Source organism: Agrobacterium sp. Ap1, assembly GCF_017313375.1.
GTDB lineage: Bacteria > Pseudomonadota > Alphaproteobacteria > Rhizobiales > Rhizobiaceae > Neorhizobium > Neorhizobium cellulosilyticum.
On record NZ_JAFLMY010000038.1, the window covers coordinates 1 to 18,950 of the forward strand.

An 18,950-nucleotide genomic window follows, 5' to 3' on the forward strand; every position below is an offset into this window, starting at 1 on the left:
CTCCGCATTCCAAAACCGCGTTCACCGTATCCAGGCGATCGCAGAGTGGAAAGTTGCAGCCGAAGCCATGGCCTGAGGTCGATCCTCAAGGCAGAAGTCTCCCACGCATCCGAATTCAAGTTAAGGTGACATCACCCTTCAAACTCTGATGTGCGCGATCACGCGACGCCAACGTTCGATATAGCCGTTTACGAAAGCGTTATTCACGCCCGAGGCCTTCATTTCAGCAGCCAGATGGTTGAGATCAAAGGCCTCCAACGGCGTGTCCTTCGGATAGACTTTGAGCGTGTATTTGAACGTATCCTCCCAACTCCTCTGCACCCCCACTGTCTCATCGAGTAAATGTGGACGGTACAGATCGATGAGGTCTCCGATGGTCATCGTTACCATTCGATGCTCCTCCCGTCATAGGCGATGAACTTGCCAGTTTCATCAAGATGGTCGGCAGCTTGAAGGATTGATGTTGCGGCCTCATCCGAACTGACTGTCGGGTGTTTGTCAGAATAAGGGGCTGATAGCCTTGTTTGCACGGTGCCTGGATGCACGGCGGCTATCACTGCCTGAGGATGAGTCCGCGATAGCTCGATAGAGGCCGTCCTTACGATCTGATTGAGCGCGGCTTTTGAAGATCGGTACGAAATCCAGCCACCAAGTCGGTTGTCGCCGATCGAGCCTACTCGTGCCGAAAGGAAAATCGCGATGGATCGGCTCTGACGATTGAGCCGTGGCAAGAAGTGCTTTGCGATGAGTGCCGGACCAACTGCGTTGATATGAAACTGACGAAGCATTGCGTCTGGGTCTATTTCCCGAAGAGATTTCTCCGGCCCGCGGCCATCTATCGTCAAGGCTCCAGTCGCACAGACAATAAGATCCAATGCCTTCCCCGATAGCTTTTCAGCCGCAGCGGCAACCGTTCCCTCATCAAGTAGGTCAAGGCCGCCACTGCTTCGAGACAACGCTACGACGTCGCCAACGTTCAGCTGCGCGCTCAAATGGCTGCAGATAGCCGAACCAATCCCTCCGCTTGCGCCGATCACTACTGCTCGGAAACCCATGGGTAGAGACTGCAATTGGCACCGTCCTTGTAGGATTTGCTACCAGAGAAGACCATCGAGATCGAACTTTGCCAGCCGCGTAGAGAGGACACAGCGGCGGGCAGACTACTTGGGGGCAACCGCAAGACGTTGCTTCAGCAGCCAATCCCATAGCTCCGGGTCATTAAGCACTGACATTTCTACGTCAGAATGGCTTACACCTTCCAAGACCGAGAGCCGTGCATCACGTTTCAGGGACTTGAGGCGCTCATACATGATTACCGAATCAGACAGCGGAATGACGTCGTCGTTTGTGCCGTGGAAGACCCAGAAGGCAGCCTTCTCGTTCGTCCTGTTCAGATAGTGGCGGTTTCCACCGCCTGCGATAGGAACCACGGCGGCAAACCTTTCGGGGAACTGCTCAGCCAAGGCCCACGCCCCAAAACCGCCCCGGCTATAGCCAACGACGTAGATGCGGGAGCTATCGACCCGGTATTTCGAGATAACCTCTTCAAGCGCCGCTTCCACCTTCTCTATTGGATAGAGCAGTTCCTCGCTCGGGTTCTGAGGCGAGAAGACAAGGAACGGCAATTGCTTTCCACCTGCGATCAGCTTGGGGATGCCGCTCGATTTGACCTTCTCGATGTCGTTTCCGCCCTGATCCCCTCCATGGAGCCATACAACGAGCGGGTAGGTGTCCTTCGAAGCCTCATATCCATCCGGCGTGTACATAAGGTAGTTGAGGTCGCTCTTCACGGCTGCTGTCGATGTCGTCGCCACCTGTTCGGCGTGGACCGCTCCAACCGTGCACGTTCCCAACGCGGCAACCAAAGCCGCAGATAAAATCCATGGTTTCATCCGTTCACCTCCTCCTAGACGATTGTTTAAGTTGGCACATGCGCTTGCGTTTAAACAACCTAGTCCACGCAATTCTCCGGCCTGGTGGGTAATTCACTTCAGCATGTCGGCGATCTCGGCTGCAGCGAGCCTTGCCTCACCATGCCGAGGCAGTCCGCGATAAAGGCGAGGCTGGTGCTCGGAGCAGAACCAGCGCGTGACGGTACGGCTTTTCTCAAAGCCGTAGCATCCCCATTCTTTGCAGTCGTCGAATTCGCAGTATCCCGAAAAGCTGGCGACGTCCCGATTGTCTAAATCCGAGCGTTAAACGTTGCGCCCTTTGGCAGTTCTTTTGCCCAGATCGAAAGGTCTTGGTCGAGGTCGCGGTTGGCAATAACGCCCAGCATCATATGATCGGCCAACTCCACCATAGCCGATGCAACGTCTTCAGGCTTCCAGCCGGCTTCAACAGCGGCCATAGCGACATTGGTGAACCCGCCCGCCATCGCTTCCTGACGTTGCAGGAATCGATCAGGCTGCTGGTTGGTCGTGGGCGGGGATATCCGTTTCATAACCAAGAGATCTCGCCTGCCAGTTCGCAGTCAAGCACTGAAGATGACGAAATCAATCCGCGTCTTCTGGCGGAACTTTTCGGCCGTGGATCGGGTTCGACACAGACAGAGGAGATACGAAGATGACCGACCCGAAAGACCACCCTGAGCAGGATCCTGCTGAAGGCTCGCGCGAGACCATCGAGCGCGATTTGAAGCGGCAGGAAGAGAGAGGGAGCGGGGATAGAACATCCCGCAGCGAAGATGTACCGAACACCGGGCAGGCTGGCGCAGAGGCGGCAGAACCGTCGCCGGGGAGTTGAGGCTGTGTCCAAAGGAAGAGCAGTTTGAGTATAAGTATGAGTATGAGGAGGCGAGATGAGTGATACCAACCGGACGAACAAGCGGATAGCCCGGCTCGGAGCAACCGCTATGATCGTTGTCGTCGCGGCGATTGCAGCAAGTTACCTGATCGGCCCCGCGACAGATCCCCGAACGACCGCATCTGTGTCGGCGCCAGCCCAGGGTGAGCCGGAAAACCTTGCGGCTCCCTCTAACCCGTCGGGCGGGTCTAAACCCTAAGGCAACCGCGCCAAGCTTTCGAACCAATCCCGATATGGCGTGTTCCTGGCAAACTTTCGATTGTAGTCCGGCTCACCATCGCTCCACCAAACGGGGCCGCGTTCCCCGAGACAGATTTTCGCGGCTTCCACGCGCTGGCGAGCAATCTTCGTCTTCTCGACATCACCCTTCACATCTTTGACAGCCCTACGTGCAGCCATCAGCTCCGAGACGAGCGCTTGTCGTTCGGAATCTGCTAAATGTGGATTGCTGACCCGCCAAAGCCGACTACGCACGACCATATATCGACCGTCCGGCGTGCGAGGGAATGAAGGACGCTCGCTGCTCAAACGCTATCCAACGCCCGCGGATCCTGGGCTATCGCGCGACGCGATGCTCGGGCGGCGAGTACGTCGCTTTCGCGCACCCATACCTTCCCATCTACATCCTCGCCGCGTCTTATGCCAGTCGCCGCCAAGTCGCGATAAAATTCGGCGTAGCGGATGAGCCGCCGCAAAGATTTCTCTGGTGGAGCCGCTGTTGCCTTCATCGCTTCGCACGTGACGATGACCAGCCAGACGGATGAGCCATCGGTGACGGCGATCTGCCCGTTCTCGAAATGAATGAACGGTGCGGGTTCACACAGACGGATCTCGGTTTCTTCCTGCATATCAGCTGGCTTTCTTCTTCTTGAGATCTGCCTCAACGCTCTTCCGTAGAGCATCCATGATGTTCACGATATTCGAAGCTGGTGCCGCTTCCGCTTTTTTGCCCTTGGAGGGCTTCTTTGCCTTAAGCTGCTTTTTCTTCTGCTCAATCAATTTGAGCAGGCTCTCCTGGATTGGATCGCTGACCATTTCCGGCGACCACCGCGCCGTCTTCTGCTTGATCAGCTTCTGGACGAGGGGAATGAGTTCTCTATCCGCTTCGGCATCGATATTCTCAAAATAGTTTTCCTCTGGCCGTACCTCATCGCCGAAGCGAAGCGACCAGAGCACGATGCCATCGTCGCGGGGCTCAAGCACCACCGCGCGCTCGCGGCGACCGATCACCAGCTTCGAAATACCGACGACCTTGTCTGCCTTCATTGCATCCCGGATCACGGCAAAGGCTTCATGCCCGACCGGATCGTCCGGCATCAGGTAATGCGGTTTTTCCAGATAGACCCACTCGATGCTGTCAGCGGGTGCAAACTTGTCGATATCGATGGTCTTCACCGTATCAAGCGCCACCGCATCAAGATCGTCGTCGGTCAGAATGATATAATCGTTCTCGCCGCGGGCATAGCCCTTGGCCTCATTGTCGTCCTTGACCGGCTTGCCGGTGACCGAGTCGATGTACTGGGAGACGACGCGGTTGCCAGTCTCCTTGTTCAGCGTATGAAACCGAACTTTCTCTGCTTCCGACGTCGCCGGCATCATCGAGACCGGGCAGGTGACGAGCGAAAGTTTCAGATAGCCTTTCCAATAGGGCCGAAGTGCCATGAACTTTTCTCCTCATCCAGCCTTGCGCTGCGGGGCGGCTTTTGAAGCGGCGGACCCCTTGGCCACCCCGTGCGCGGCTCGCTGCCTGCCAGCACCTGTGCTGGCATTGGCTGCAGTGCGTTTCGGGTTGTCGTCCTTGGATTTGCCGAGGCCGGCGCTTTCGCGCAGCGCCGTGAGCAGATCGTTAGGCTTGGAGACCTCGACTTTCTTGCGCTTGGGCAATGCCTTGCCTTCGATCTTGGCTTTCACCAGCTCGGCGAGTGCCGCCTCATAACGGTCATCAAAGACCGCCGGATCGAAATCGCCCTTCTTCGTCGAGATGATGTGCTTGGCGAGATCGAGCATCTCGCCCTGGATCTTGATCTTCGGCATGTCCTCAAACGCCTTCTTCGACGAGCGGACCTCGTAATCATAGTTCAGTGTGGTGGCGATCAGACCCTTGCCGTGCGGCCGGATGAGAACGGTCCGCATCCGCCGAAAGAGCACGGTCCTAGCAATTGCGGCAACCTTGGACTCGCGCATGCCGTCCCTCAGAGCGGCGAACGCATCCGTGCCCATCTTATCCGGTGTAAGGTAGTAAGGCTTGTCGAAGTAGATATCGTCGACGTCGGAGCAGGGAATAAAGGCTTCCACCTCCAGCGTCTTGTTGCTTTCTGGAATGGTGGCTGCCACTTCATCCGGATCGATCATAATGTATTGGCCATTCTCGATGTCGAAACCCTTGGTCTGGGCTTCTTTCGGCACGGGCTCTTCCGTGTCACTGTCGATGAACACGCGGTTAACCCGGTTTCCAGTCGCGGTGTTGATCGTGTTGAAGGTGATCCGCTCGGAGGTCGAGGCGGCGGTGTAAAGCGCTACGCCACACGACACCTCACCGAACTTGATAAAACCTTTCCACTGAGCACGCTGACCGGCCATATCGAACTCCTCGCACAGGACGCAACCTATGCGATTCAACTGCGTCAGTCGCCACTCAGTTCCGATTCGAAAAATGAATCATTTTCAATGGCTTGATTCATTTTTCCACCACAACCATGAGATTCAAATCAAGCCTCTGGATTCGATGCATCTTTTCGGCCGCGCGCGAGTTATCCGCATATCGCAACCGACGGAGACTTCAGATGTCGAAGAGAGAGCTGATCGATACCGGGACCGACAAGCGCTACGTCCGCCGTGACGAGAAGGGCCAGTTCAAGGAGAGCGTCGACGTTGGGCGGTCGCTTTCGGCCGACAAGCGCCAGAAGGCCAAAACCGTGGCCAAACCGGGCGAGGGCGATAAGGGCGATCATCGACCGGCCAAACATTGAGGGTGGCACCATGACCAGTATCGCAGGCGATCTTCGCCTTAAGCTAGAACAGCTCGTCGATTATTACGTAACCGCCGGATCGAAAACGCCCGAGGTGATCGCGGCGATGGAGAAGGAACTGGCAGATATGCGGCGCGCGTATAACGAGGACCCAGATCCTGCGGATGAGCCCGGTGTGATTGACGAGCCTGCGAACGACTGGCCGGCGGCAACCTGACCACCGCTAGCTCGGTATGTGCTTCGGGCATAGCTGTTCTGTCGCATCGCCTATTTTCGAAGCAGCGTTGGGCGGGTTAGATGATGTCCAACGAAGCGACGCACCTCCTCCCGCGAAGCTTCGTCATTCAGGTGGCCTTACTCCTCCTCCCAAGGGCTCCTGACAGAATGGCGGCATCCTCCTCCCAGTCGTCGTTCACTTCATTCGAAAAGCCTGCCGCACCTCCCGCGGCAGGCTTTTTCGTTTCAGGGCTTGTCCTCGATATCAAAAACTGCGGCATTGTCCTGAACATCGCACAAACCTTTGTAAGAGGCATGGCGAAGGTTGCCGTCATCGGTCCAGTCGCGAAACTCGATCTCGGCAATCAAGGTCGGCTGCGCGAACACGAGGTTCTTTCCCGTCATCGGCACGACCGGCTGTTTCGTCTTCAGCTTGTCGAGCGTCGTTTTGAGATAGACCGCATCGCGTTCCTTGAACCCGGTCCCGACCGATCCGACCGAGACCCAGACTGATCCACGTCGAGCGGCAAGAAGCAGGCTGCCGATCCCTCCACGGGCACGCTCGATCGTTCGTAATCGACGAAGGGCGGGCCATACGTTTCCACGCGGAACTGAGCCGGTTATTCGCACCCCACCGGCTCAGTTCCGCATGGAAAACAACATGTATGACACCAGTGCTCAGCCTGTCCTCATGCTGTTCGCCTGCAACAGTGCGTTGCGTGGCCGGAAGACGGTCAGCCGGATCAGAGGCTTCCCTGACCGTTTCTGTAGCTGGCAGCTCTGACAACAATTATTCGACCCACTTTGATGGGTTGAATAATTTCGGAAAATGCATTATTTGAACCATTGAAAGGGTCAATTAATGCGCCTAACGCTCCAAACCCATTTTGACGGCGAGTGGCATCACGCTGCGACATTGGAAATCAAAGATGACGCGGCCGGCTTCCAAGGTGCGTCGATCGTCGATTACGATCTCGACTATTTCATCACCGTGGCATCGGCGGAGTTTTCTGCTGGAAAAACGATCCGTGATCATCGCGCTTTGTCCGTCCGTTATCCCGTCGATCTCGAAACTCGATATAGCCGCAGCTGGCCGCCCTTCCTCTTGGATCTTATGCCCCAGGGGCATGCAAGGCGAAAGCTTGCCGAGCACCTCGGCCTTACTGAAGGCTCGCGCGCTTCTGATCTGCCACTGCTTCTGCGATCGGCAACGGGCGGCATAGGCAATATCCGCATCAAAGAAGCAGCTGAGGCAGAAACTGAACGCCTGCGAGGCGTTGAGCGCCAAGGGGTGACAGAGGTGGAAATCCTTGAGCGATCCGATCGCTTCATGGAAGTCGCCGATCGTTTTGGAATGCTCGCCTCCGGCTCAAGCGGACTGCAAGGCGAATGGCCAAAGGTCTCGATGACACAGGCGACTAACGGGCTCTACTATCCCGACAGCTTCGTGAATGATGACGAGGCCGTGCGCCATGTCATCGTCAAGCTGGTGCGCAGTAACGAGCCTGTGGACCGCCTGATTCTCGAAGGCGAAGCCCTCTATTCGCGGATCGCTCAGGAGATCGATCTGAATGTCAGCGAACCCTCGACCTATGCCGAAGGTGTTCTGATCATTCCCCGTTTCGACCGGAAGAACAAGGAAGGCGGCGGAACCGTCCGACTCGGGCAGGAAAGCCTTGTGTCTGCGATCGGTATTGCCGATTTCGGCCATGTCGGCACGCATGAGGCCTATATCGACGTTCTGCGCCAATATTCGGCCGATCCCTTCGCGGACATTGTTGAATACCTGAAGCGCGACATCGCCAACCTAGCGCTTGGCAATCCCGACAACCACGGCCGAAATTCTGCACTCAGCAAGCATCACGACGGAGCGATCCGCCTCTCTCCGCTCTTTGATTTCGCACCCATGCGGCTCGCGAAGGAGGGGATTGTTCGCTCCACCCGATGGGCGATGATGCGGGACGGTGGTCGCGATCATCTTCCCGACTGGAAGCAAATTTGCGGCAAACTGATGCGTGATCCTGCTGAGCAGAGTGCTCTCGAAGCTACGCTTACGACGTTTGCCGAACACCTGCTTCAGGCTCCAACAATGGCGAAAAATTTGAGCGCGCCTGCGGAGATTCTGGATCGTGCGATGGGTCGCTGTATCGCGATAGCGGACAGCGTTCTGGCGGCGTGTCAATGATGGCGAAGGACCGCTAAATGGCTCGATGGAAGAAGCCGACGAAAGAGGAGATTCTGGAGAATCGGCGAACACTAGCGGAACGTGCTCGAACTGGGGACCCGAGGCTGCCCGGTGCGGTCGCGGAGATCCGGAAAGGGTTCGGCATGACGCAGGAAGAGTTTGCAAAGACGCTGTCGCTTACCAGACGACAGGTTGCGGAGATCGAAGCCGGGACCGCAAATCCTACACTTGAGACTCTAGAAAAGATTGGTCGAGTGTTCGGTTTCGGGGTTGGTTTTACACCCAAAGGCGGTTGACTTAGGCACCCGTATGCGGATTCCGACGTGAAGCCGGCCGGCATTCCGATCAAATACCGGCCGCTTTTCGACACTGAAGTATACCTCTTGGGTCAGCAACTTTGGCATCAATTGAACCACGCGCAACGTGGAGATTTTGATGCCGGCAAAGAGAAGGCTGACCATGAGGAATATGTGGAACGGCCCTTCGGGCAAGTGCTTTCTTTCGACAGCGTCGCACGGGAACGGTGCGGTCATATGTCCAGCCTTTTAGCGCGGTGCGGTACCGCTGGCCTCGATGAAGTCCGCGATGCGAGGGGCTAATCAGTTACGCGCGATTTGATCGTATTGTCTCATAAGGCCTATCCTGCATCGGGATTTCGTCCCATTGGATCATCGTCTGTTTCGGCACCTTACTTCACCCGGCTACCGCACCGGTCGGTTTCTTGCATTGTTGTCAAGCCTCAAGCGCTCACTGCGCCTTTCGCTACCTCAAGACCCCCGTATATCCACCCCTTGTCAGGAGTGCCGAAATGATCCGGGCGACCTTGTTCGCGAGCGTGATGGCCACGATTTTGTAAGGTCTGCGCGAGAGAAGAGCACTCAGCCAATCCGGTGCCTTATCATTGCCCCTTATTCGTCGCAGCACTGAGGTCGCCCCGAGCACTAGCAGAGTACGACGTTCGCGATTACCCATTTTCGATATACCTCCTAACCGCTCTTTGCCTCCGCTTGAATGGGAATTTGGGCGTTAATCCCAGCCAAGCGGCAAAATTTGAAAGCGGCGGGGTCCGGTAAAAGCGCCATGATAGATGCGGCGGTGATCACACCGGCACCCGGTATAGTTGCTAGGCGTCGCATGTCATCTCGTTTTGCTTCTTGCACTATCTCCCGTTCGATCTCCCCAATTTGTCGCGAAAGTGCCTCGATCTGATCGGCGACTAAAGACATCGCTAGACGAGCAGCGCACGGAAGACGATGATCGTTTTCATCGCGCACGATCTCAATCAATCCCGCGGCTTTTGCTGAGCTGATGCCCGCAATGATACCCAACTCTGACGAATGAGCGCGCAAGGCATTGATCAACAGCGGCTATACCGCGGCACAGGCGATTCTAACGAACAATGTACGGCCGGACGCTCTGTTATGATGCAATGACATCATGGCGCTCGCCGCCATCGACGCAGCGCGCGACCTGGGATTTTTGACTTCGGACGATCTCTCCCTCATCGGTTTCGATGACATACCCATGGTGGGCTGGACGTCCTATCGGCTTACCACGATCCGCCAACCGATCATCCGCATGATCAACGAGGTGGTTGACCTGATCGAAGTCGGTGCAAAGGTGCCGCTCCACGAGATGACAACCAGCATCCTTCCTGGCAAGCTGATGGTTCGCGGCAGTGCCTGAATGTCGTCATCTCCTGCCCCTTTACCAAACGAATTGAATTCATAGCGCTTAGACAAACTCGCCTGCGGGTTGCAGGTTCACATACCTTCAAGACCAGACCTGCCGCAACGCCTTGTCTAGCAAGCTGGATCGCTGGACAGACCCTCAGCCTCTTGCGAACACCCTGACCATATCGAACGCGACCGGCCGGCGGCGATCCAGTGCTAGTCCATCACGAATTTCAAGGATGTGCTCGCGCATGAGGGCCACGGCCTGTTCAACGTTGCCATTTTCGCAATACTTGATCAGGTCGTCATGGTGGTCGTGCCAGCCAGCCATGCCAAGCTGATTGTCGAACAGGTTGACGATGAGGCTGGTCCGGGCCACCAGCAGCCTAACCTGGTCGGCGAGAACGCTGTTGCCGGAAAGTTGCGCCATTAACGTGTGGAAGCCGCCGGAAAGGTGGATGGCCTCTCGGATGTAGCCTTGCTCGCGGAGCTTGTGTTCCTGCTCGATATTGTCGCGCAGCCTGGCAATCGCCTTCGGATCTGCCGCCTGCGCAACTGCTTCTGTCGTTCCAGCCTCGATGGCAACGCGGGCGGCGAACACCTGCCGGGCCTCGTCGGCGTCGGGTGCTGCGATATAGGCACCGCGGTTGGGGATGAAAACGACAAGCTTTTCCCAGTGCAGGCGCTGCAGGGCGGTGGCGACCATACGTCGTCCGACCCCGAATGCTTCGACCAGGGCGATCTCCGTGAGCTTCGTTCCTGGCAACAGACGCTGGTCGACAATCGCGTCGAACAGATGCTGGTAGGCGGCCTCCGCATCGTCCGTCCGGGGGCGGTTGCGATCATTCATCATGCCCACCAAACGCGTCTTCTGGCTCATGCTTAGGCTCTCCGCGACTAATCATTACACATAAGATTGCGCACAATGTTGAGCGCATCTTTGGTTTCATTACATTTCGCAGAATGGCATGCCCCTTGCAAAACATCCCTTGCGGCTTCAACAACAAAAGGGGACTGACATGTTCGAATTCAAAACCTCCAGACGGACTATTCTACAGGCGGCTCTGGCCGCGCCCTTCGTTCTTCAGGCTGGACGCAGCTTGGCGGCCGAGTCGGTCAAATTTTCCTTTGCCGTGCCATTTGACGGCTCGATCTCCATGTACCTGCTCGCAGCCCAGAACGGCTGGTACAAGGAAGCGGGCCTCGACTGCCAGTTCGATACCAGCGGTGGTTCGGGGGAGGCGGCATCGCGCACTGGCTCCGGCGTCTATGATGGCGGGACCGTCGACATCAACAACCTGGCCGAGTTCAACTCGAAAAACCCGGCGGCCGAAGTACGCGCCGCTTATATGCTCTATTTCAAGAGCCCACTTTCGGTCGTGACGCTTGCCAAATCCGGGATCACTAAGCCCTCCGACCTGGAAGGCCGCACGATCGGCGCGGCCGCGGCCGACGGTGCCTATCGCTTGTTTTCGACTTACGCCAAGACGACATCGATCGACGCTGCTAAAATCAAGTGGAACATGGTCGGCCTGCAGCTGCGCGAGGCCGTTTTGGCCGGCGGCAGCGCCGACGCCATTCTCGGCTTCGATTCCACGGTCTATTTCGGCCTGCAGAAGGCCGGTATTGCACAGGGCGACATCAAGATCCTCTATTATTCGGATGCCGGACTTGATCTCTACGGCAATGCGATCGTGCTCTCGAAGAAGTTCCGTACCGAGCGTCCCGACGTTGCAAAATCCTTCATCGCCGTCAGCGCTCGTGGCTATCAGGCGGCGATCGCCGATCCGAAGGCCGCCATTGCAGCACTGAAGGCTCATTCGCCGCTGATCAATGCCGATCTGGAAGAGCAGAAACTGCGCTGGCTGATCAAGAACCAGTTCGCCACTGACGAGACCAAGAAGAACGGCATGGGCGGTATCGATACGGGCCGCCTTTCCAAATCAATGGAAGCCGTGGCGGCCGGTTTTGCGCTTCCCTCTGTGCCGAAGGCAGAAGATCTCTTCGATCCTTCCTTCCTGCCATCGGCCGATCTTAGAAAGCTTCCGGCATGACCTTTGACCTGGTGATCCGCGGCGGGACGATCGTAACCGCCTCTGATGTGACGAAAGCGGACCTTGGCGTCCGGGGCGGTCGCATCGCCGCGATCGCCGATCGTATCGTGGATGGCGATCGGGTGATCGACGCAACCGGGCGGCTCGTCATGCCCGGCGGTATCGATGCCCATTGCCATCTCGATCAACCCCAAGCGCCGGGCCTTGCGGCCAAGGGTGCCAAGATGGCGGATGGATTTCGATCCGGAAGTATCAGCGCGGCCTTCGGGGGAACGACAACGATCGTTCCCTTCTGCGTCCAACATCGCGGTGAATCCTTAGCCGCGGCCGTGGCCGATTATCACCGCCGCGCCGAGGGTCAGTCGGTCACGGACTATGCCTTCCACCTGATCGTCAGCGATCCGACAGCATCGGTTCTCGGCCAGGAACTACCTGCACTCATTCGACGCGGCCATACCAGCATCAAGGTCTACATGACCTATGATGCGATGCAGCTCAGCGATCGCCAGATCCTGGACGTCTTCGAGACGGCACGCGAGGAGAGGGCGGTGATGCTGATCCATGCGGAAAACCACGAGATCATCGGCTGGCTCGCGGACCGTCTGGAGAAGCAGGGCCGGACGAAACCGGTGGCGCATGCAACATCGCGTCCGCTGCCCGTCGAGCGCGAGGCGACGCATCGTGCCGTGACACTCGCCGAAATCGCCGGTGTCCCCCTCGTCATCGTCCACGTCTCGGGTGGCGAGCCGCTGGAGGAAATCCGCCGCGCCCGTGCAAGAGGACATGTGGTGGTCGCGGAAACATGCCCGCAATACCTGCTCCTCACCGAGGCCGATCTGGAGATGCCGGATATGCTTGGAGCCAAAGCCATGTGCAGCCCACCGCCGCGGGATACGGCGGCACAGGCTGCGCTCTGGCGCGGTATCGAGGACGGCACGATCGACGTGTTCAATTCAGATCATGCGCCGTATTGCTTCGATGCGGATGGCAAGTTGAAGGCTGGCCCCAATCCATCATTCAGGGCGATTGCCAACGGCATTCCAGGGCTGGAGACGCGACTGCCGATCCTGTTCAGCGAAGGTGTCGTGAAGGGTCGTATCGATCTTCCTCGTTTTGTCGCGCTGACCGCCACGAACAATGCCAAGCTTTATGGCCTCCATCCACGCAAGGGTACAATCGCTGTGGGCGCCGATGCGGATCTGGCGATCTGGGACCTGGAAAAGCGGGTCACAATCACCAACGACATCCTGCATCATAATGTCGACTATACGCCCTTCGAAGGGCTTGAGGTCCAGGGCTGGCCGGAAACCATGATCAGCCGCGGCGATATCATCATTGAGAGCAACGAACTGAAGGCGCAGCCGGGGCGTGGTCAGTTTCTGACACAAGAGACATCGTCGGCCTGGAAGACGAGGGAGATCACCGCATGGATCTGAAGATTGCAGGAAAACGAGCCCTGGTTCTCGGAGGCAACCGCGGCATGGGGCTGGCAATCGCGAGATCGCTCGCTGCAGAAGGTGCCTCCGTGCTCCTTGCGGCGCGAGACAAGGTCGCGCTTGCTGCCGCAGCCGAGGAAATCGGCGCTGCCGGGACGTTTCCAGTCGATCTGTCGGACACAGCGAGTCTGCAGGCCTTCGCGGCCGCGGTCGGCGATGTCGATATCCTGATCAACAATACCGGTGGCCCGCCCTATGGCGGCGCGATCGGGCGCGACTCGGCCGATTGGGAGGAGAGTTTTCGGTCGATGTCCATGTCGGTGATCCGGCTGACTGATCTGTTTCTGCCGGCGATGCGGTTAAAGGGTTGTGGCCGCATCGTGACCGTCGTCAGCACCGGTGCCGTGCAGCCTATCCCGGTCCTCGGTATCTCGAACACGATCCGCGCCGGCCTGATCGCCTGGTCGAAATCGCTGGCACCGGAGGTCGCCAAGGATGGCGTGACCGTGAATGTGCTGATGCCGGGACGTGTCGCCACCGAGCGCGTCGCAATGACCGATGAGGCGACGGCCGAGCGTGAGAACATTCCCGTCGACGCTGTCCGCCAGCGGTCTTTTGCGCAGATACCCGCAGGCCGATACGCGGAGCCCGAAGAGATTGCGTCGGTCGTTTCATTCCTTTGCAGCGGTCCGGCCTCCTACGTCACGGGCAGTGTCTACCGCGTTGATGGAGGTTACGTGCGTCATGTCTGATCCAATGTCCATGCTGACCAGACCGGCACTGAAACTCACCCATCGTGGTGCTTCGCTCGTCCTCGCCGCGGCGGTCGATGCGGCAGAAGCGATGAAGGTGCCGGAATGTATTGCGATCGTTGACGAGGGCTGCAACCTCCTGGCCTTTATCCGCATGGATGGATCGCGTGTTCTCTCCATCGAAAGTGCTACGCGAAAGGCAATGACGGCTGCGACGACCGGGCAGCCGACGGGGAATATTTTACCGGACAAGGCGTTGTTGCTGGCCGAGGCAACCTCCGGCCGAATGACGAACCTGCCCGGAGGTGTGCCGCTGATCGCCCACGGCCACATCGTCGGCGGCATCGGTGTGGGGTCCGGTCCCGGGGAACAGGACCTCGAGATCGCACAGGCGGCGGCCGATGTGTTTCAGAAAATGATAAAAGAGGGGCAGATTGCATGACGACCACATTCGCTCCCGTGGAACACAGAGGCGCAAGAATTGCGCAGCTCGAGGACGTGAAGGTCCGCTTCGGGAAAGGCGACAATGCCTTCCTGGCGCTGGACAAGACCAATCTGACGGTCCGGCCGGGAGACTTTGTCGCCATGGTCGGGCCATCCGGTTGTGGTAAATCCACCATTCTGAAACTGGTTGCCGGTCTGCTTCGGCCAACGGAAGGCGTGGTCTTCGTTGCCGGGCGCGAAGTCGGTGCAGAACAGGTTGGCATCGGCATGGCTTTTCAGAACCCGACCATGCTGCCCTGGCTGACGATCCGACAGAACATCATGCTGCCTTTGAAAATCGTCAAACCCTATTCCGACACGTTCAGTCGCGACAAGGATACGGTGTTCAGGGACCGTGCCGATGCACTGCTCGCCAAAGTGGGCTTGACCGGCTTTGGCGATCGACGTCCTTGGGAGCTTTCCGGCGGTATGCTGCAGCGCGCCAATCTCTGCCGTGCGCTCATCCACTCTCCAAAGCTGCTGATGCTCGATGAGCCGTTCGGAGCGCTCGACCAGTTCACCCGCGAGGAGCTCTGGGCGATCCTGCAGGATCTCTGGATGGAGACCAAACCGACGGTCTTTCTCGTCACCCATGATCTTCGCGAGGCTGCCTTTCTCGCCAGCCGGATACTGGTGATGAGCGCGCGTCCAGGGCGCGTGACCGAGGATCGCACCGTGGATTTCCCAAGACCAAGAACGCTCGAAACCACATTCGAGATCGAGTTCACGGACCTAACCAATGATTTGCGGCGGCTTATCTTTGCTGCACGCCAGGGAGTGGAGAAGGCCTGATGCTGTCGCCCCAAATCAAGGAAAACCTGAAGTCCGCCTCGTTGATCGTGGGCCTGTTCGTCGCTTGGGAAATCGCCTGCGTCGTCTTCCATATCAGCCCGATCGTGCTGCCGCGGCCGAGCGCGGTTTTTACCACGCTCATCATCCAGATGCCGGCGCTCTGGCCGAACATACTGCAGACGCTCGCCACAACCATGGTCGGCTTTATTCTCGGCATGATCATCGGCGTTGCACTCGGCGTTTTCGTCGGCGTCTCGCGGACGGCCTACAAGACGGCCTATCCGTTGCTCGTCGGCTTTTCGTCCATTCCCAAAGTCGCGGTCGTACCGATTTTCGTCCTTTGGTTTGGCTCGGGAACGGTTCCGGCGGTCCTCACCGCGCTGACGACCTGCATTTTCCCGATCGTGGTCAACGTGGCGACAGGTCTTGCAACCACCGAGCCGGAAATGGAAGACGTGCTGAAGGCGCTTGGGGCATCGCGCATGCAGGTGCTCTGGAATGTCAGCCTTCCCCGCGCCATGCCTTATTTCTTCGCCTCGCTGAAAGTGGCGGTTACGCTGGCCTTCGTCGGCACGGTCCTTTCTGAGACCGTTGCTTCGAACCTCGGCATTGGCACGGTGATGATGATGGCGACCTCAAGCTTCGATGTACCACTTGCCTTCGCGGGCCTGTTCGCCTTGGCATTTCTCGGGATCGCGCTCTATAGCGTTTTTGCGGTCATCGAGCAGCGGGTGTGCGGATGGGCCAATCGCAAGCAGGAATTTGCGATGGGGTGATGGGGAGCCTGCGCGTTAGCTCTGCTGACGTGCTAATTCACTGAATTCGCGAAGAAACATTGGCTGCCTCAATGTCGGAATTGAAGTGGCCGGCGGTTCGCATCCCTTCAGGGCGAAGATATCGAGGACGTGTCATTCTTTACCGTTTCGCGAAAATTCGCGCGCAAGATCCAGGAAAGCCCGCACGCCGGCAGACAAATTTCGGCGCCCCGGATAATACAGACACAGCCCTGGATATGGCGGCGTCCAGGCCTCCAGAATGCGAATTACTCGACCCGTATCGATATCTGGCAAAATGTCCTGCTCAAAGGTGTAGCCGATCCCAGCACCTTCCAGAATGGCTGTTCTCGTCAAGCTCGCCTCATCGAGGGTAATGGGGCCACTCACGTCGACCTGTACCTGCTCTCCGTCTTTCTCGAACCGCCATCGATATAGAGAGCCATCGGGCAACCGAACGCGAATACAGCGGTGGTTCAGAAGATCTGGCGGAACGGCTGGCACCCCGTGCTTCTCAAAATATTTAGGTGTACCGACAACTGCATGGCGCTGCGGCCGGCCGATCGAGACTGCAATCATGTCGCTGGGCACCAGACCTGCGACCCTGACGCCCAGATCGAAACCGTCTCTTACGATATCGACCATTTTTCCCTCCGTAACGATGTCGACATGCATGTCGGGATAGCGGCGCAAGAATTCGAGTGCGAGCGGTGAAATGATGGCGCGAGCGGCAAAAGGCGCTGCATTGATCCTAATCGTCCCTGACGGCGTCTCGCGTTGCTCACGAACCACCTCCAAAGCTGCATGGAGATCCTGAAGCGATGGCGCAACGTTTTCCATGAACAGCCGGCCAGCATCCGTCAGGGATACGCTGCGCGTGGTGCGGTTGAACAGTCGCACGCCGAGTGAAGCTTCAAGCCTGCCGATCGTATGGCTCAGAGCGGTCGTTGAAATGCCAAGATCGATCGATGCGGCACGGAATGTCCCGCGTCGCGCGATTGCAATAGCTGCTTCAAGTTCCTTCAGGCTTGCCTGATCCATTGTCCCGATCTGTTCATCACGTCGTGCGATTTCGTCCCACTTATCCGCGCTATTGTCCAGTGCTAGCTGTTGGGCATCCAAAGGAGAAAGCTCATGACGCAGGCTCTACCAAAACCAATCGCGGATTTCATCGAGGCCAATGCGCAGCTTGATGTGAACGGGATGCTGAGACCTTTCGCGGCCGATACCATCGTCCACGACAACGGTGTGCGTCACGAAGGCCATGTCGAGCTACGGTGTCTGTTTGAGGAGGCGGTGATTCCCGTAAAGGCAATCTTTACGCCCGATACCGTTCGCGATGAGGGCGATCACGTGGTGGTCGAAGGCCCCGCCCATGGCGACTTTCCGCGCAGCCCGATCCGCTTCACCTATCGCTTCACGCTCGAAAACAACCTCATCAAAGACCTGGAGATCACGGCATGACCCTGAAAACCGATCCGACCGAGTTCGCAGGAAAACGCGTGCTTGTCAGCGGCGGCACCAAGGGTGCGGGCCTCGCCACCGTCGAGCGTTTCCTGGCCGGCGGCGCGCAAGTTATCACAGCCGCCCGTGGAACTCCCGAGCCGATCCACGGCGTCGAGTTCGTCCAGGCGGACCTGACCACGGCCGAGGGCGGGGAGCGCGTGGCCAAGGCGGCGCTCGAGCGCTTAGGCGGGATTGATATTCTGGCTCATGTCATGGGTGGATCTTCGGCGCCAGGCGGTGGATTTGTCGCGCTAACGGACGATCACTGGCTGGCCGAACTGAACCTGAACCTTCTGGCAACGGTCCGTCTTGATCGTCTGGTGATCCCGCAGATGATCAAACGGGGTGCGGGTGCCGTCGTGCACGTCACCTCCATCCAGTCCGTACTTCCTCTACCCGAGGCCACGACTGCATATGCGGCTGCCAAGGCCGCACTCAGGACGTATAGCAAGTCGATCTCCAAGGAGCTTGGGCCAAAGGGCGTGAGGGTCAACGTGGTCTCTCCCGGCTGGATCATGACCGAGTCGTCAGTCCATTTGCTTGAGCGATTGCAGGCCGCCAATGGCGGGACAATCGAGGACGCGCGACAGAGTGTTTTGAACAGTCTCGGCGGAATTCCGATCGGGCGTCCGGCCGAGCCACGTGAGGTTGCCGACCTCATCGCCTATCTGGCTTCGGATCGCGCAGCTGCGGTCCACGGTGCAGAGTTCGTCATCGATGGGGGCACCGTCCCGACAGTCTGAGGTCTGGCACAAGTATTTGATCAGGCGGGTGCGTCCCACCCGCCGATCTGGGAATAGATCGCATTGCGGAGATGACGAACGTCGCGGTTCAGGGCGGCCAGTTCCGGCGGTGTCTGGGTCGAGGCCGCAAGCAGGGTATCACTGAGGCAGCCAGCCTTGTGCTGCAAGGCGCGGCCTTCTTCGGTCAGGGCGACCAGCACTTGCCGCTCGTTGCTCAAGTTCCTGGTCCTTTGCAGTAGCCCAGATACCTCGAGACGCTTCAGAAGCGGCGTAAGCGTACTGGATTCCAGGGCGAGGGCATTGGCGATGGAGCCCACCGTTTGCCCATCCTCGCTCCAAAGCACGTTGAGGACGAGATATTGAGGGTAAGTCAGGCCAAGCTCATCGAGGAGCGGCTTGTAGGCGCGCTGGATGGCAATGCCGGCGGTATAGATCGCATAGCATAGCTGGTCTTTTAGCGGCGGTGGATCGTTATGGCGTTTGGTCATTCGGAACTCCTGTCCAGCTTCATATAACAAGTGTAATCGCGGAAACCAATATCGCGATAATAATTATGTTGACCG

At 58.0% G+C, this 18,950-nt stretch carries 28 protein-coding genes and 2 pseudogenes; 16 read left to right on the forward strand and 14 right to left on the reverse strand.

Features of this window, described 5'->3' with window-relative positions:
• Positions 1-76: pseudogene (locus JZX87_RS32120) on the forward strand (IS6 family transposase); the annotation flags it as partial.
• 62 nt (positions 77-138) lie between these two features.
• Here JZX87_RS32120 and JZX87_RS29485 read toward each other — a convergent pair.
• From JZX87_RS29485 to JZX87_RS29500, 4 genes are all read right to left on the reverse strand, one after another.
• Positions 139-390 (reverse strand): hypothetical protein, encoded by a 252-nt coding sequence (locus tag JZX87_RS29485; RefSeq protein ID WP_148148414.1) that lies wholly within the window; start codon positions 388-390, stop codon positions 139-141.
• On the reverse strand, positions 384-1,055 hold the full coding sequence (locus JZX87_RS29490) for an SDR family NAD(P)-dependent oxidoreductase (RefSeq protein ID WP_206829425.1): 672 nt from the start codon (positions 1,053-1,055) through the stop codon (positions 384-386). The genes JZX87_RS29485 and JZX87_RS29490 overlap by 7 nt, the downstream gene beginning before the upstream one ends.
• A gap of 105 nt (positions 1,056-1,160) precedes the next feature.
• Positions 1,161-1,892 (reverse strand): carboxylesterase family protein, encoded by a 732-nt coding sequence (locus JZX87_RS29495; RefSeq protein WP_206829426.1) that lies wholly within the window; start codon positions 1,890-1,892, stop codon positions 1,161-1,163.
• A 290-nt stretch (positions 1,893-2,182) separates the two neighbouring features.
• Positions 2,183-2,449 carry a hypothetical protein gene (locus JZX87_RS29500; RefSeq protein ID WP_206829427.1) on the reverse strand — a complete coding sequence of 89 codons (267 nt, stop codon included), beginning with the start codon at positions 2,447-2,449 and terminating at the stop codon, positions 2,183-2,185.
• 116 nt (positions 2,450-2,565) lie between these two features.
• Between JZX87_RS29500 and JZX87_RS29505 the strand changes: the two genes are divergently transcribed.
• Positions 2,566-2,745, forward strand: a complete 180-nt coding sequence (locus JZX87_RS29505; protein WP_206829428.1) for a hypothetical protein — start codon at positions 2,566-2,568, stop codon at positions 2,743-2,745.
• A 55-nt stretch (positions 2,746-2,800) separates the two neighbouring features.
• Positions 2,801-3,004, forward strand: a complete 204-nt coding sequence (locus JZX87_RS29510; RefSeq protein WP_206829429.1) for a hypothetical protein — start codon at positions 2,801-2,803, stop codon at positions 3,002-3,004.
• Between the two features lie 325 nt (positions 3,005-3,329).
• Here the strand turns inward: JZX87_RS29510 and JZX87_RS29515 are convergent, their stop codons facing one another.
• Genes JZX87_RS29515 through ku (JZX87_RS29525) form a run of 3 tightly spaced genes read right to left on the reverse strand, consistent with a single transcriptional unit; the run spans position 3,330 to position 5,385 of the window.
• On the reverse strand, positions 3,330-3,653 hold the full coding sequence (locus JZX87_RS29515; protein ID WP_206829430.1) for a site-specific integrase: 324 nt from the start codon (positions 3,651-3,653) through the stop codon (positions 3,330-3,332).
• Between the two features lies 1 nt (position 3,654).
• Entirely contained in the window at positions 3,655-4,467 is an 813-nt protein-coding gene (gene ku / locus JZX87_RS29520) for a non-homologous end joining protein Ku (protein ID WP_206829431.1), read from the reverse strand.
• 12 nt (positions 4,468-4,479) lie between these two features.
• Positions 4,480-5,385 (reverse strand): non-homologous end joining protein Ku, encoded by a 906-nt coding sequence (gene ku / locus JZX87_RS29525; RefSeq protein ID WP_206829432.1) that lies wholly within the window; start codon positions 5,383-5,385, stop codon positions 4,480-4,482.
• 203 nt (positions 5,386-5,588) lie between these two features.
• Between ku (JZX87_RS29525) and JZX87_RS29530 the strand changes: the two genes are divergently transcribed.
• Positions 5,589-5,774 carry a hypothetical protein gene (locus tag JZX87_RS29530; protein ID WP_148148404.1) on the forward strand — a complete coding sequence of 62 codons (186 nt, stop codon included), beginning with the start codon at positions 5,589-5,591 and terminating at the stop codon, positions 5,772-5,774.
• Between the two features lie 10 nt (positions 5,775-5,784).
• Positions 5,785-5,991: a hypothetical protein gene (locus JZX87_RS29535; RefSeq protein ID WP_148148403.1), complete on the forward strand. Its 207-nt coding sequence runs from the start codon at positions 5,785-5,787 to the stop codon at positions 5,989-5,991.
• A gap of 245 nt (positions 5,992-6,236) precedes the next feature.
• Here JZX87_RS29535 and JZX87_RS29540 read toward each other — a convergent pair.
• Positions 6,237-6,548, reverse strand: a pseudogene (locus JZX87_RS29540) (ATP dependent DNA ligase); the annotation flags it as partial.
• 304 nt (positions 6,549-6,852) lie between these two features.
• Here JZX87_RS29540 and JZX87_RS29545 point away from each other — a divergent pair.
• Entirely contained in the window at positions 6,853-8,175 is a 1,323-nt protein-coding gene (locus tag JZX87_RS29545; protein WP_206829433.1) for a type II toxin-antitoxin system HipA family toxin, read from the forward strand.
• A gap of 17 nt (positions 8,176-8,192) precedes the next feature.
• On the forward strand, positions 8,193-8,471 hold the full coding sequence (locus JZX87_RS29550; RefSeq protein WP_206829434.1) for a helix-turn-helix transcriptional regulator: 279 nt from the start codon (positions 8,193-8,195) through the stop codon (positions 8,469-8,471).
• On the opposite strand, the gene JZX87_RS29555 is transcribed toward JZX87_RS29550, so the two are convergent.
• From JZX87_RS29555 to JZX87_RS31660, 3 genes are all read right to left on the reverse strand, one after another.
• Positions 8,412-8,708, reverse strand: a complete 297-nt coding sequence (locus JZX87_RS29555) for a hypothetical protein (RefSeq protein ID WP_206829454.1) — start codon at positions 8,706-8,708, stop codon at positions 8,412-8,414. The genes JZX87_RS29550 and JZX87_RS29555 overlap by 60 nt on opposite strands.
• 229 nt (positions 8,709-8,937) lie before the next feature.
• Entirely contained in the window at positions 8,938-9,147 is a 210-nt protein-coding gene (locus JZX87_RS31655; protein ID WP_286195184.1) for a hypothetical protein, read from the reverse strand.
• 14 nt (positions 9,148-9,161) lie between these two features.
• A complete protein-coding gene (locus JZX87_RS31660) occupies positions 9,162-9,536 on the reverse strand; it encodes a hypothetical protein (RefSeq protein ID WP_286195185.1) in 375 nt (124 codons plus the stop codon).
• Positions 9,537-9,612: 76 nt separating this feature from the next.
• On the opposite strand from JZX87_RS31660, the gene JZX87_RS29565 reads away from it, so the two are divergent.
• Entirely contained in the window at positions 9,613-9,861 is a 249-nt protein-coding gene (locus JZX87_RS29565; protein ID WP_206829435.1) for a substrate-binding domain-containing protein, read from the forward strand.
• Positions 9,862-10,005: 144 nt separating this feature from the next.
• Here JZX87_RS29565 and JZX87_RS29570 read toward each other — a convergent pair whose 3' ends face one another.
• The gene (locus tag JZX87_RS29570) at positions 10,006-10,728 is read right to left on the reverse strand and encodes a GntR family transcriptional regulator (protein WP_206829436.1); all 723 of its coding nucleotides are present in this window, start codon (positions 10,726-10,728) and stop codon (positions 10,006-10,008) included.
• Between the two features lie 139 nt (positions 10,729-10,867).
• On the opposite strand from JZX87_RS29570, the gene JZX87_RS29575 reads away from it, so the two are divergent.
• From JZX87_RS29575 to JZX87_RS29600, 6 genes are read left to right on the forward strand one after another with little or no spacing between them, the layout of a single operon-like run.
• Complete coding sequence (locus tag JZX87_RS29575; protein ID WP_206829437.1) at positions 10,868-11,902, forward strand: ABC transporter substrate-binding protein; 1,035 nt, start codon at positions 10,868-10,870, stop codon at positions 11,900-11,902.
• Positions 11,899-13,338, forward strand: coding sequence for a dihydropyrimidinase (gene hydA / locus JZX87_RS29580; protein ID WP_206829438.1), 1,440 nt, complete (start codon positions 11,899-11,901; stop codon positions 13,336-13,338). The genes JZX87_RS29575 and hydA overlap by 4 nt, the downstream gene beginning before the upstream one ends.
• Positions 13,329-14,090: an SDR family oxidoreductase gene (locus JZX87_RS29585; RefSeq protein WP_206829439.1), complete on the forward strand. Its 762-nt coding sequence runs from the start codon at positions 13,329-13,331 to the stop codon at positions 14,088-14,090. The genes hydA and JZX87_RS29585 overlap by 10 nt, the downstream gene beginning before the upstream one ends.
• A complete protein-coding gene (locus tag JZX87_RS29590) occupies positions 14,083-14,532 on the forward strand; it encodes a GlcG/HbpS family heme-binding protein (protein WP_286195186.1) in 450 nt (149 codons plus the stop codon). The genes JZX87_RS29585 and JZX87_RS29590 overlap by 8 nt, the downstream gene beginning before the upstream one ends.
• A complete protein-coding gene (locus tag JZX87_RS29595) occupies positions 14,529-15,365 on the forward strand; it encodes an ABC transporter ATP-binding protein (RefSeq protein WP_206829440.1) in 837 nt (278 codons plus the stop codon). The genes JZX87_RS29590 and JZX87_RS29595 overlap by 4 nt, the downstream gene beginning before the upstream one ends.
• Entirely contained in the window at positions 15,365-16,141 is a 777-nt protein-coding gene (locus JZX87_RS29600) for an ABC transporter permease (protein ID WP_206829441.1), read from the forward strand. Before JZX87_RS29595 ends, JZX87_RS29600 begins: the two co-directional genes overlap by 1 nt.
• 132 nt (positions 16,142-16,273) lie before the next feature.
• Here JZX87_RS29600 and JZX87_RS29605 read toward each other — a convergent pair whose 3' ends face one another.
• Positions 16,274-17,179, reverse strand: a complete 906-nt coding sequence (locus JZX87_RS29605) for a LysR family transcriptional regulator (protein WP_206829442.1) — start codon at positions 17,177-17,179, stop codon at positions 16,274-16,276.
• A gap of 93 nt (positions 17,180-17,272) precedes the next feature.
• Between JZX87_RS29605 and JZX87_RS29610 the strand changes: the two genes are divergently transcribed.
• Entirely contained in the window at positions 17,273-17,602 is a 330-nt protein-coding gene (locus tag JZX87_RS29610; RefSeq protein ID WP_148148401.1) for a nuclear transport factor 2 family protein, read from the forward strand.
• Positions 17,599-18,387, forward strand: a complete 789-nt coding sequence (locus JZX87_RS29615) for an SDR family oxidoreductase (RefSeq protein WP_206829443.1) — start codon at positions 17,599-17,601, stop codon at positions 18,385-18,387. The genes JZX87_RS29610 and JZX87_RS29615 overlap by 4 nt, the downstream gene beginning before the upstream one ends.
• Before the next feature lie 20 nt (positions 18,388-18,407).
• On the opposite strand, the gene JZX87_RS29620 is transcribed toward JZX87_RS29615, so the two are convergent.
• A complete protein-coding gene (locus tag JZX87_RS29620; protein ID WP_148148399.1) occupies positions 18,408-18,875 on the reverse strand; it encodes a MarR family winged helix-turn-helix transcriptional regulator in 468 nt (155 codons plus the stop codon).
• Positions 18,876-18,950 lie beyond the last annotated feature (75 nt).